Below are 12,372 nucleotides of genomic sequence, written 5' to 3'. Positions count from 1 at the left end.
CTCCTTACCTTTTTTGGTTATAATAGCGAAAATTTTCTTAGGAGTTAAAATGCTACTTGGAGTAAATATCGATCATGTCGCGGTTCTGCGCGAGGCAAGGGCGATGAACGACCCTGATATCTTAATGGCGGCATACACCGCAATCAGCGCGGGTGCAAATCAAATCACACTTCATTTGCACGAGGATCGACGCCATATCAACGAAGATGATATAGCCGATATCGTGCGCCACTCAAAGGTGCCTGTAAATGTCGAGTGTAGCGGCGGGAGCGAGCTTTTGGAGATTTTGGTCAAGGCTAAGCCATATCGTATCACGCTAGTGCCACACTCTGGCGAGGATTGTGGGCTAAATCTGCACTCTGAGCAAATTGCGAGCGATATCGAGTTTTTGCAACACTCAGGCGTGCGCGTGGGGCTGTTTATCGAGCCTGTGCGCGAAGTAATCGACATGGCAAATGATTTTAATGTCCGCTCGATCGAGCTTCGCACCGGCACATACTCTGTGCTGTTTGCGACGATTAGGTCAAATTTGGCTTTTACGCCACATGCGATAAAGGCATATAATCTCCCGCTGGATACGCTAAAATCGATGTTAAAAGATGAAATCTCCAAGCTTCGCCACATGAGCGCGTATGCCAAGGGGCTGGGTATGAATGTAACTGCTGGTGGGGGTCTGAACTACCAAAATGTCTCTGCGCTGGTGAAAAACAGCGAAATTTCGCTCGTAAATATCGGTCAAAGTATCATTTCGCGCGCGATTTTCGTAGGGCTTGAAAATGCGATAAAAGAGATGAAAGAGGTGATAAAATAGCGGAATTTAGCGTGAAATTTGGCGAAATTCACGCCTGATTTGTCATTGCGAGAAATGCGAAGCATTTCCGTAAAAATAAAACCAGCTAAATTTAAAGCGAAGCTTTAAATTTAGCCACTTCTAAGGTTTTACAGGGGTGGGGGTTGGTAAGGGGGAGGGTAGCGTCTCCTAAAAAGCGCGCCCTCCCCCTTACAGAGAATTTCAAATTTCGCTTAAAATTTAAAAAATCGTTCAATGCTAAATTTAAGTAGAATTTTACTTTAAATTTTTCTGGATTGCTTCGGCGTTATCACGCCTCGCAATGACATGGAATTTGCGTTTTGGTGATTTTTGCTCGTAGATTGCTTCGCTTTCTGTGAAAGCTCGCAATGACAGCAATTTCGCCCTAAAACATCAGTCCGTCTTCTGCGTTTGTTTCAACCCTTCTTGGAAGTGGGGAAATTTTGGTGTAATACTCATCGCCAGCGCCGTATCTACGGGTAAATACTCCACTTGGGACGCTGAAATTTCGCTTAGCTTGCGGGTATTCTTTAAGATAATTTTCCAAAAATTTCGCAAACACAGGCGCAGCAGTTCTACCGCCACCTTCTACCTTGCGCATAGGCTTGTAATCGTCGTTTCCATACCAAACAATGATTTGCAAATCAGGCGTAAATCCGCAAAACCACGCATCAATGCTATCGTTTGAAGTGCCTGTTTTGCCAGCAATCTCGATGCCTTGCACGCGCGCTCTGGTGCCAGTTCCTCGCTGGACGATGTTTTTCATTAGCGTTGTCATCAAATACGCCTGTTCTGGGCGCAAAATGCGTCTGCGCTCAGGCTCGATATAGTGCGTAGTGCCGTTATTATCGGTGATTGCGGTGATAAATTTGGACTTCGTGCTAATGCCAAGACCAGGAAACATCGAATACATAGTCGAGTATTCAAGCGGAGAAATGCCGTAACTTCCGATCGCCACAGACAGCGCTGGTGGGACATTTTTAAACCCATATTCATTTAGTTTGCGAATCGTGCGCTCAATGCCGATTGATTGCATTAAATTTATCGAAGCGAGGTTGCGAGAGCGTTGCAAGGCCTCTTTTATCGTGATATAGCCACTGTATGTGCTATCATAGTTTTTCGGTTTCCAGCTTTTGTTGCTTCCATCATCAAATTCGCGCGCGATATCAGGGACCTCTGTCATCGTCGAATATCCGCTATCTAGGGCGATTTGGTAGATAAATGGCTTGAAGCTTGACCCTGTTTGGCGTCTGCTTTGGCTAGCGCGGTTGAAATTTGACTTCGCATAATCCACGCCGCCTACAAGCGCGATAATTTCGCCATTTTGCGGGTGCGTAACGATAATCGCGCCATTTACATTGCTAGCATTTGCGTCTTTGTTGCGTTTTAAAATTTCGTTGTAACCAAAAATCAGCGCCTCTTGCGCCATTTCTTGTGCCTTTAAATCAAGGCTTGTTTCGATTCTATATCCGCCTGTGCGCACATCTGGTAGCAGTCTCTCTGCCTCTTTGACGATCTCATCGACTGCGTATGGAGCGACATTTTGGGTTAGGGTTTCATCATAGACAAACGGCTCTTCTGCCATTGCGATTTCATACTCGGTTTTGTTTATCCAGCCAAGCTCGTGCATGCGGTAAATTACATTGTTTGCGCGAGAAAGTGCCAAATCTAGGTGCTTGGTAGGGTCATACTGGCTAGGGGCTTTTGGCAAACCCACCAATATAGCGATTTCTTTGATACTAAGGTCAGCTAAATCCTTTTTAAAATACCCAAGCGCGGCAGTTTTGACGCCGTAATACCCGTGTCCGAAATACACTTCGTTAAAATATCTTTCTAAAATTTCCTCTTTGCTTAGGGTGTTTTCGATTTTTAGCGATAAAATCATCTCTTTGATTTTTCTATCTATCTTTTTTTCGCTAGATAAAACCAAATTTTTGACAAGTTGTTGCGTGATAGTGGAGGCTCCCTCCACAAATTTCATCGCTTTTATATCTTTTACAATCGCGCGAAAAATAGCCTCTGTATTAATGCCCTGATGCTCGAAAAACGCGGTATCCTCGATAGCTACTAGGGCTTCTACCATACGGCCTGGAATCTCGTCAAATCTAGTATAAAGGCGGTTTTGTTCGTTGAAAATATTGGCAAGCAAGTTACCGTTTCTATCGTAAATTTTGGTCGTTAGCTCTGGGTGATAATCAATAATTGAGTTCGATTCTAGGCGAATTTGCGTATAAAAATACATAAACACACCGCACCCTGCGAAAAAACAAACCGTAATAAAACTAAATAAAATTCTTACCATCTAAATACCTTTTTAAAATTTCCACATTTAAACCCATAGCGGTGCTAGTATCGCCACGAAAGCTTTGGATATATTTTTGATTAAACCCCTCGATACTCATAGCCCCTGCTTTGCCGCGCCAATCGCCACTTTTTAGATACGCTTCTAAATCTGCCTCGCTAAATTTGGCGAATTTATAACTAGCTACCAAAAGCGTGCTTATCTCAAAACCCTCGCCCACAAAAATCATCGCCGTATAAACCTCGCTAATAGCGTCAGATTGGGCGTTTAGCATTTCTCTTGCGTGGCTAATGTCCTTTGCTTTGCCTAAAATTTTGCCACCTACCAAAACCGAGCTATCGCAAAAAAGCAAATTTTTTGCATTTTTGTTTTTGGCTAAAAACTGCGATTTTTTCGCACTTGCCACGCGGTAAGCGTATGTTTTGGCATCGGCTATGTCGCCTACATTTTCGTCAAATTCAAAGCTAATTTGCTCGAATTTTATCCCAGCTTCCCGCAAAATCTGCGCCCTTGTCGGCGAAGATGAAACCAAATAAATCAAAATCTACCCACCGCTACACAAAGATAGGTGCAAAGCACCGATACAGCGACATTTAGCGGGACAAAATATCTAGCGATGATAATCAAATGCTCGCTAGCTTCGAATTTATCGCCTGCTAAAAGCGCCTTTTTAAACGAATAAAATTTAAAATAAACATAGCCAAAATTTATCAAAATAAACACCGCCAAAACCCACAGCGTAACGATTACGGCATTTATCATAGGGTCTGCAAATTTGAAGTTGTTGCCTATGCTTAGAAAAAATCCACTCACAATTATAATCAAAAAAAACGAGCCAAAAAAGAGATTAAATTTCGAAAGATAAAATTTGATTTTTTCGAAATTTGAGTTTGTGATGTCTGCTTTATCGCTGAAAATTCGAATCAACATGATAATGCAAACATGCGCGCAAATAAAGCAAATCGCCCCTAAAATGTGAATTAGGGGCAAAATTTGATCACTTCTGGCAAAGCTCGTTTCTAATTCGTTCAACCTAGCTTACCTTTTGCAAATTCTAGTGCCCCAGCTAGCGCACTAGAAACCATGCTAGTATCTTTTCCGCCAGCAGTAGCGAAATCATCGCGTCCGCCGCCGTTGCCGCCTAAAATTTGAGCTGCCATCTTAACCCACTCGCCAGCCTTGATTGGGGCGTTTTTCGCTCCGGCTGCGACTGTGATTTTATCGTTTTCGCCCACTTGCATTAGCAAAATCGCAGCCTTTTCGTTCGCGTTTTTAAACTCATCAATCATGGTTTTAATTTCGCCGTTTTCTACTACTGCTACGCAAAGCTTCACGCCTGAGATTTCTTGGCAAGGCAGGGACTTTTGATCGCCTGCGTGTTTTAATTTTTCTTTTAAGCCTTTGATTTCATCTTTTAGCTTTTTAATGCCATCTAGTGGGTTTGCGCCTTTAAATTCAGCTTCAATTTCGTTAATTTGCGATCTTAAATTTAGCGTGAAATTTAGCACTTCTTGCGAACAAATCGCCTCAATTCTGCGCACACCAGCACTTACGCCACTCTCTTTTGAGATTAAAAACGCACCGATTTCGCTTATGTTTTCGACATGGGTGCCGCCGCAAAGCTCCTTGCTTACATCGCCGAAGCTCACCACACGCACTTTCACGCCGTATTTTTCGCCAAAAAGCGCAATCGCGCCTGATTTTTTGGCCTCATCTATATCTAAAATTTCGGTTTTATTCTGCGCGCCCGCGCTAATCCAGCGATTTACGATTTGCTCGACTTTGGCAAGCTCTTCGCTACTCATCGCTTTTGGGTGCGAAAAGTCAAATCTAAGTCTGTTTGCCTCTACAAGCGATCCAGCCTGCGCGATATGATCGCCCAAAACCTCTCTTAGCGCAGCGTGAAGCAGGTGTGTCGCGCTGTGATGACGCGCTATCATCGCTCTTTTGCCAGCGCTTACCACGCATTTTACAAGATCGCCAGTTTTAAGCAGGCTTTTTACTTTGATTTGAGATAAATTTAAATCAAAGAATTTTTGCGTGTCGATAACCTCGCTTTTTTCGATAGTGCCGGTATCTGCGCACTGACCACCACTTGTAGCGTAAAACGGCGTGATATCTAGCATTACCCAGCCAGTGTGTCCTGGCTCTAAACTATCGCAAATTTTAAAATTCTCGTCCAAAAGGGCTAAAATTCGACCCTCACTCTCTTGGCATGAATACCCCACAAACTCATTTTTGCCAAATTTTTCGATAAGTTGTGCGAAATCGCCTTTGGCTTGTGCTTTATCTCCTGAGCCCTTCCAACTGGCTTTGGCTCTGCGTTTTTGTTCCGCCATTAGCTCATCAAATTTAGCCTCATCGACTTTAAGATTTTTCTCTCTTAGCATATCGGCTGTGAGATCGAGCGGAAATCCGTAGGTATCATAGAGCTTAAATGCGACATCGCCAGAGAAAATATTGCCTGAGGTTTTAGCTAATTCTTCGTTAAATAGCTCGATTCCGTTTGCCAAAGTGGCGAAAAATCGCTCTTCTTCGAGTTTTACTAGCTCTTTTACCGCCTCTTTTTTCTCGTTTAAATATGTATAGTGAGAGCCCATACTAGCGCAAACATCATCGACTAGCTTATACATAAATGGCTCTTTTATACCTAACAAATATCCGTGTCTAACCGCCCTGCGTAAAATCCTTCTAAGCACATAGCCTCTGCCCTCTCTATCAAAGTTCGTGCCTTGGGCTAGTAAAAATGTAACAGAGCGGATATGATCTGCGATGACGCGGTAGCTCGCGCCAGTTTCATACTCGTATTTTTTACCACATAGCTTTTCTACTGCGCCGATTAATGGCATAAATAGCGAGCTATCATAATTGCTGAATTTTCCCTCTTTTATCGCTGTGACGCGCTCTAAACCCATACCAGTATCAATTGAAGGTTTTGGAAGTGGCGAGAGTTTGCCGTCTGCGCTTCGCTCGTATTGCATAAAGACTAAATTCCAAATTTCTAAGAAACGATCGCCGTCTCCGCCCATATAATCCTCGTCGCTATGGAAATGCTCGCTTCCTTGATCGTAAAAAATCTCGCTACATGGCCCACAAGGTCCAGTATCGCCCATAGCCCAGAAATTATCGTGATCGCCGAAGCGATAAATTCGCTCTTTTGCGATATGGCGCGACCAAATTTCAAACGCCTCATCATCGCTATCATGGACGGTGACATAGAGTTTGTCTTTTGGGAGTTTTAAAATTTCGGTTACAAACTCCCATGCGTAGGCTATCGCGTCTGTTTTGAAATACTCGCCGAAGCTAAAATTTCCAAGCATTTCAAAAAATGTGTGGTGGCGCGCTGTGTAGCCGACATTATCTAAGTCGTTGTGTTTGCCACCTGCTCTAATGCAGGTTTGGCAACTCGTGCGAATCGGTGGAGTTGGGCGTGGTACCGCACCTGTAAAAATGCTTTTAAACGGCACCATACCGGCATTTGTGAATAATAAACTATCATCATCTGGCACAAGCGGTGAGCTTGGCATAACCTCGTGTCCTTTTGACGCAAAAAAGTCTAAATAAGCTTTTCTAATATCCATTAACTATCCTAAATTTAGTAAAATTTAGCGCCCATTTTAGCAAATTTTGATTTTAAGAAATATAAATTTTTACTCTTATTCGTTATAATGAAAAATATGCAAAATTTACAGGATTAATTAATGAAGAAAAAAATAGCCATAATAGGCTTAGGGGAGCTTGGCGCAAAACATTTCAAAGAGCTTAGAAGAAGCGATTATTTCGATTTGGTCGCGCTTTATGACAAAGAAAAAACCGAGGATTTTGGCCCTAGATATCCACTTTATAATGATTTATCGAAAATGTTCGAAAGCGCCAAACCAGACGCTGTGGTCATCGCTACACCGCCTGCTACGCACAAAGAAATCATTTTAAAATGCATACCTTTTACCAAAAATATCTTTGTAGAATCCCCGCTCGCTGGGAATTTGGCTGAGGCAAGGGAGATAAATTACTCTATTTCGATTAACGGCGCGAAGCTTGGCGTGGGATATGCTGGGCGCTATAATCCTGTCATAATCTCGCTGTGTAGGGAGTTAGCTAAGGACGAGAAAATTTATTCGATAAATTTCGTAGATGGATTTAGCTCTGAGAGTGCAAACTGCTTGCAAAATGCGCTGATTAGGGATTTGGATTTGATTGCCCTGCTTAGCAAATCTGAAATTTCATCACAAAATATCTGCAAAAACGGCGATTCTAACGGCATCGGCGTCGCATTTCGCACAAAGTCGATGAGTAATTGCACGATTTTGCTATCAAATTTATACCCGCTAAAACGCCACGGCGTGGAGATTTGCACAAATTCTGGCGTTTATTTTGGCGATTTAGAATCCCTAAATTTATTCAAAGTCACAAACGACGGACGGATAAATCAGCGTGTAGATCGCGATGATTACGCGCTTAGATACCAGCACAAAGCGTTTTTAAATTTAATCGAAAATTCTAAATTCGAGGGAATTGCGACCCCTGATGAAGCAATCAAACTAAGAGAGTTAATCTCGTGAAAAAAGCCTTAATTCTCCTAAATATGGGCGGTCCAAATAGCCTAGACGAGGTTAGCGTATTTTTAAAAAATATGTTTTGCGATCCAAATATTTTGGGTGTTAAAAGCAAAATTTTGCGCAAAATTTTAGCTAGTTTGATTACTAAAATGCGCGTTAAAGAAGCGCGCCAAAACTACGAAAAACTTGGCGGAAAATCCCCTATCGCTGGGCTTACAAAGCGACTTTGCGATAAGATAAATTTATACCAAAATGAGTTTGTTTGCGATTTTGCTATGAATTACACTGCCCCTTTTGCTCGTGATGTTTTGGCAAAATATGCGAAATTTGATGAAATTTTGCTTTTTCCACTTTATCCGCATTTTTCGCAAACGACGGTGAAATCGAGCATTGATGACGCTAAAAAAACCCTAGCAAATTTAGAAATTTCAAATTTTAAAATAGTTGATATTTTTTACAAAAGCGAAATTTACAACCAAATCCTGCTAAATTTAATCAAAGAAAAAATCAAAAATTTAAGCGCTGATGAAATTTCGCGCACAAGCTTAGTTTTCTCGGCTCACTCACTGCCTGTAAAAATCATCGCCGCTGGCGATCCTTACGAGGCGCAGGTTAATGAGCATGTCAAAATTCTAAGTGAAATTTTGCAAAAATCTGGCATAAAATTTAAAGATATTTCGCTCGCCTATCAATCCCGCCTAGGCCCCGTAAAATGGCTAGAACCAAACCTAAACGAGCATTTGGCAAATTTGCAAAATGAGCGCGCGCTGATTTTTCCGATTTCGTTTTGTATAGATAATTCTGAGACGAAATTTGAGCTTGATATGTATTTTAGAAATGTGGCAAAAGAGCTTAAATTTAGCTATTTCGAGGTTTGTGAGTGTCCGAATTTTGGCGATGAGTTTGCCTCGTTTATCATCACTCACGCCCAAAAAACCCAGGGCTAAATTTAGCCCCGGATTATAACTTATTATAGCCTGCCTTGCGCGCCTTCGTAGATATTTTTCACATCATACACTAGTGAAGTAGAGTAGTCGAATTCTTTAAATTGATTGTGCGCCACAGCGATTACAACGCAGTCGAAATCGCCTAAATTTGGCTTTTCGATTAGCTCGATATCGTAGTAGCGTTTCGCGTCGTCCTTGCTCGCCCATGGATCATACACACTGACCGCGCAACCGAAATTTTTAAGCTCATCAATCATATCAATAACGCGCGTATTGCGTATGTCTGGGCAGTTTTCTTTAAAGGTAAGACCTAAAATCAAAATTTTGCTATGTTTGATTTTTTTGTCAAATTTTATCATCATCTGCACGACCTGCGTGGCGACATATTTGCCCATATTGTCGTTGATACGGCGACTTGCGAGTATGATTTGCGGGTGATAGCCTACCTCTGTGGCTTTTTGGGCTAGGTAGTATGGATCTATGCCGATACAATGCCCTCCCACAAGCCCTGGGCGGAAGCTTAGGAAATTCCATTTCGTCGCGGCTGCGTCGATGACATCATTGGTATCTATTCCTAGTTTGTTAAACAAAATCGCAAGCTCGTTGATAAAGCCAATATTTATGTCGCGTTGTGTATTTTCGATGACTTTGGCGGCTTCGGCTACCTTGATACTTTTGGCGCGAAAAGTGCCGTTTTCTAGGATAGAAGAGTATGTTTCATCGACGATATCGAGGGTGCGCTCATTGCTACCTGAGACGATTTTTTTGATTTTTGTTACGGTGTGAATTTTATCGCCCGGATTTATGCGCTCTGGCGAGTATCCGCAGAAAAAATCCTCGTTAAATTTAAGCCCGCTAGTGCGCTCTAAAACAGGCACGCAGTCCTCCTCTGTTGCTCCTGGATAGACCGTGCTTTCATATACTACGATATCGCCCTTTTTAAGCACCGAGCCCACACTCTGGCTAGCTTTGATTAGTGGCGTGATATCTGGGCGGTTGAATTTATCCACAGGCGTTGGGACGCAAACGACATAAAAGTTGCAATCTTTTAAATCATTTATATCGCAGGTAAATTTAAGCCCATTTTTTAGCGCGGTGGCAAGTTTGTCATCTTCTAATTCTAGGGTTTTATCATGGCCCCCGTTTAGCTCGTCTATGCGAGATTTCATTATATCAAAGCCCACTACGCTGTATTTTGCGCTAAATGCCGCTGCTAGGGGAAGCCCCACATAACCAAGTCCGATAATTCCTATTTTCATCGCTTATCCTTTAATCTTTGATTTCATTTAAATCTTTAATATCTACATGATTTATCTTGTCGCTATCGCCACTAGGGGTTAAAAATCCTTTTTCGACTAGCAAATCAACTATGCTTTTAAACACAGGCAAGGCGTTTTGCGCCGCGTAATAACTGCCCTTTTTAGGCTCTCTAACCAGCACGCCTATGGTGTAGCTAGTGTGAGCGTCGTTCGCAAAGCCAAAAAACGAGCTATTATACGCGCTAGAATATCCGCCGCCTTTGGCAATTCTAGCGGTGCCTGTTTTGCCCCCTACTTCGATACCGCTCGTGCGCCCTTTGCGCCCTGTGCCACCCTCTACTACCTTGATTAAAATTTCTCTCATAACATCTGCTGTTTGCGGGCTTAGCACGGTGCGTGTTTCGCTCTCATTTACAGGGTAAATTTTACCGTTCATTTCTAAATTTTCGACCAGCCTTGGACTAATCCAAACTCCGCCGTTATTAAAAACCCCATACGCGCTTAACATCTGCAAAAATGTCATCTGCGCGCCATAACCATAGCTAATCGTAGCCTTATAAACCTTGCCTTCCAAACTTCGCACGCTAGGGATATTTCCAATCTGCTCGTAAGGCAAATCAATACCGGTTTTTTGCGCCATACCGAAATTTAAAAGCCCGTCATAAATCATCTGCCCACTCATACGCTCGGCGATTTTAATCATACCGATATTTGATGAATGCACAATGATTTCCTCGCCACTCATTGATTTTGCTGGGTGAGTGTCGCGGATAGTGCGCGAACCTAGCTTGTATGCGCCGTTGTGGGTGTTTATAATCTCGGTTGGTTTGACTAAATTTCCCTCATAAGCGATTGAGAAAATTATCGGCTTCATAATCGAGCCAACCTCGTAAGCATACTCGCTAGCGGTCGAATTTAGGTTTTTCACATCTTGTTTTGTGATATTTTCGGGATTATACCTAGCGTTTGTGGCAAGGGAGAGAATTTTGCCTGTTTTTGAGTTCATTATGCCTACGACTATCTCTTTGGCATCGTAAGCTAAGCTAGCTTTATCAATTAGCCTTTCAACATCTCTTTGTAGCGCCAAAGGCACGCTTAAATGGACATTATATCCGTCGATTTTGTTTGTTTTTTTAGTGCTTTTTTCTAGGATAATATTGCCTTTTAGATCCCTTGGGCCCGTGATAAACTCGTCTTTTAGCGGGGTTAGATAATACTCATAGTATTTCTCCACGCCCTTAATGCCGACTACCTTGGTAATCCCTGAAACCTCTTTTTTGTTGATATAGCCTAAAAGCGGGGTTAGGGAGTTTTGGATATTGTAAGTGCGCTTTTCGCCACTTTCGCTTACGCTCATACGCACTGGTGGATTTACACGCCCGCTAGCCGTCTCAAAGGCTACGAAAAATTTCTTTAAATTTAGCTTGTAGGCTAACTCTTTTAAATGCACGGCTGTTTTGGCGTCGATTTTGTAGGATAAAACCGTGGTGCCCTTTGAGCTTTGGATTGTTTTTTTGACCCGTTTTTCGCTATCGCCTGTGTAAATGCAGTAGAGTTTGACAAACAAATCGAGCTTGTGCGGATCAAGAGAGCGAGAGTCTATGCTGACCTTGTAGAGTTTGGTCGAGTTTGAGACGACATATTTGTCTTTGGTGATGATTGAGCCCCTGATTGCGCTGTTTGTTTCGTTTATGTCAAGGCGTGGAAGCCTGCGATCGCTACTAGCAGAGTAAAACATCATCCACACAAACACGCACATCAAAAACCCTAGCACAGCCGCAAGCACGCAAATACCGATATTTGAGTTTTTATCCCGTAAAATCATATCAACTTTTCTAAATCTTTAAATTTTTCAAATCCGCTTGGTAAGTTTTGCAAAATTTGAAATTTGGCTAAAAATTCGCCCCTTGGCATATCTTGCGCCCCCATAAAGCGCAAATGCTCGTTCATAATCTGACAATCAATCAAAAAGTCAAATTTTTCTAAAACCCTACAAAGCGTGATTAAAGCGACCTTCGACGCGCCTGTTTTTAGGCTGAGCATACTCTCGCCACAAAACACCTTGCCCAAAATCAGCCCGTATAATCCGCCAATTAAAACGCCTTCTTCATAGACTTCCACGCTGTGAGCGACGCCTAAATTTGCTAAATTTACATACGCCTCTACAATCTCATCGCTAATCCAAGTCCCATCATCTGAGTTTTGGCGGGTTTGTTTGCAAAGGGTGATAAATCCAGCGAAATTTTGGTCGAATTTTACTTCATATCGTTTTAAATATGGCTTTATCGACTTTTGGGTGCGCACAGCCTTTGGCTCTAAGATCGCGCGCGGGTTTGGCGACCACCATAAAATCGGCTCTCCCTCGCAAAACCACGGGAAAATCCCCTGCGTGTATGCGCTTAGCAAACACTCTGCGCTTAAATCTCCCCCGCTAGCTAACGGGGCGAAATCTGGCGCGGTTTTTGGGTTTGGGAAGGCGTAGAATTTCGACATT

The 12,372-nt window shown here is 42.6% G+C and carries 10 protein-coding genes; 3 read left to right on the top strand and 7 right to left on the bottom strand.

All coding sequences use genetic code 11. From position 1 onward, the window contains the following. Window positions 1-49 precede the first annotated feature (49 nt). The gene (locus tag OFO10_RS04870; RefSeq protein WP_270866302.1) at window positions 50-811 is read left to right on the top strand and encodes a pyridoxine 5'-phosphate synthase; all 762 of its coding nucleotides are present in this window, start codon (window positions 50-52) and stop codon (window positions 809-811) included. 385 nt (window positions 812-1,196) lie between these two features. Here OFO10_RS04870 and OFO10_RS04865 read toward each other — a convergent pair whose 3' ends face one another. The 4 genes from OFO10_RS04865 to alaS are packed head-to-tail and all read right to left on the bottom strand — an operon-like array spanning window position 1,197 to window position 6,694. Continuing rightward, window positions 1,197-3,113 (bottom strand): transglycosylase domain-containing protein, encoded by a 1,917-nt coding sequence (locus OFO10_RS04865; RefSeq protein ID WP_270865019.1) that lies wholly within the window; start codon window positions 3,111-3,113, stop codon window positions 1,197-1,199. After that, entirely contained in the window at window positions 3,094-3,654 is a 561-nt protein-coding gene (gene maf / locus OFO10_RS04860) for a septum formation inhibitor Maf (protein WP_270866301.1), read from the bottom strand. Before maf ends, OFO10_RS04865 begins: the two co-directional genes overlap by 20 nt. Next, window positions 3,651-4,145, bottom strand: coding sequence for a hypothetical protein (locus OFO10_RS04855; RefSeq protein ID WP_270866300.1), 495 nt, complete (start codon window positions 4,143-4,145; stop codon window positions 3,651-3,653). Before OFO10_RS04855 ends, maf begins: the two co-directional genes overlap by 4 nt. Continuing rightward, on the bottom strand, window positions 4,142-6,694 hold the full coding sequence (alaS, locus tag OFO10_RS04850) for an alanine--tRNA ligase (protein WP_270866299.1): 2,553 nt from the start codon (window positions 6,692-6,694) through the stop codon (window positions 4,142-4,144). Before alaS ends, OFO10_RS04855 begins: the two co-directional genes overlap by 4 nt. A gap of 120 nt (window positions 6,695-6,814) precedes the next feature. On the opposite strand from alaS, the gene OFO10_RS04845 reads away from it, so the two are divergent. After that, complete coding sequence (locus tag OFO10_RS04845; protein WP_270858888.1) at window positions 6,815-7,675, top strand: Gfo/Idh/MocA family protein; 861 nt, start codon at window positions 6,815-6,817, stop codon at window positions 7,673-7,675. Next, on the top strand, window positions 7,672-8,619 hold the full coding sequence (hemH, locus tag OFO10_RS04840; RefSeq protein ID WP_270866298.1) for a ferrochelatase: 948 nt from the start codon (window positions 7,672-7,674) through the stop codon (window positions 8,617-8,619). Before OFO10_RS04845 ends, hemH begins: the two co-directional genes overlap by 4 nt. A gap of 23 nt (window positions 8,620-8,642) precedes the next feature. Here the strand turns inward: hemH and OFO10_RS04835 are convergent, their stop codons facing one another. From OFO10_RS04835 to aat, 3 genes are read right to left on the bottom strand one after another with little or no spacing between them, the layout of a single operon-like run. After that, window positions 8,643-9,878 (bottom strand): nucleotide sugar dehydrogenase, encoded by a 1,236-nt coding sequence (locus OFO10_RS04835; protein WP_270866297.1) that lies wholly within the window; start codon window positions 9,876-9,878, stop codon window positions 8,643-8,645. A 10-nt stretch (window positions 9,879-9,888) separates the two neighbouring features. Then, entirely contained in the window at window positions 9,889-11,703 is a 1,815-nt protein-coding gene (locus tag OFO10_RS04830; protein WP_270865013.1) for a peptidoglycan D,D-transpeptidase FtsI family protein, read from the bottom strand. Beyond that, complete coding sequence (gene aat / locus OFO10_RS04825; protein WP_270866296.1) at window positions 11,700-12,371, bottom strand: leucyl/phenylalanyl-tRNA--protein transferase; 672 nt, start codon at window positions 12,369-12,371, stop codon at window positions 11,700-11,702. The genes OFO10_RS04830 and aat overlap by 4 nt, the downstream gene beginning before the upstream one ends. Between the last annotated feature and the right edge of the window lies 1 nt (window position 12,372).

Origin of the sequence: Campylobacter sp. VBCF_06 NA8 (assembly GCF_027737825.1) — a bacterium.
GTDB lineage: Bacteria > Campylobacterota > Campylobacteria > Campylobacterales > Campylobacteraceae > Campylobacter_B.
The sequence above is the reverse complement of the archived record's forward strand: the minus strand, read 5'-3'. Positions and strand labels throughout refer to the sequence as shown.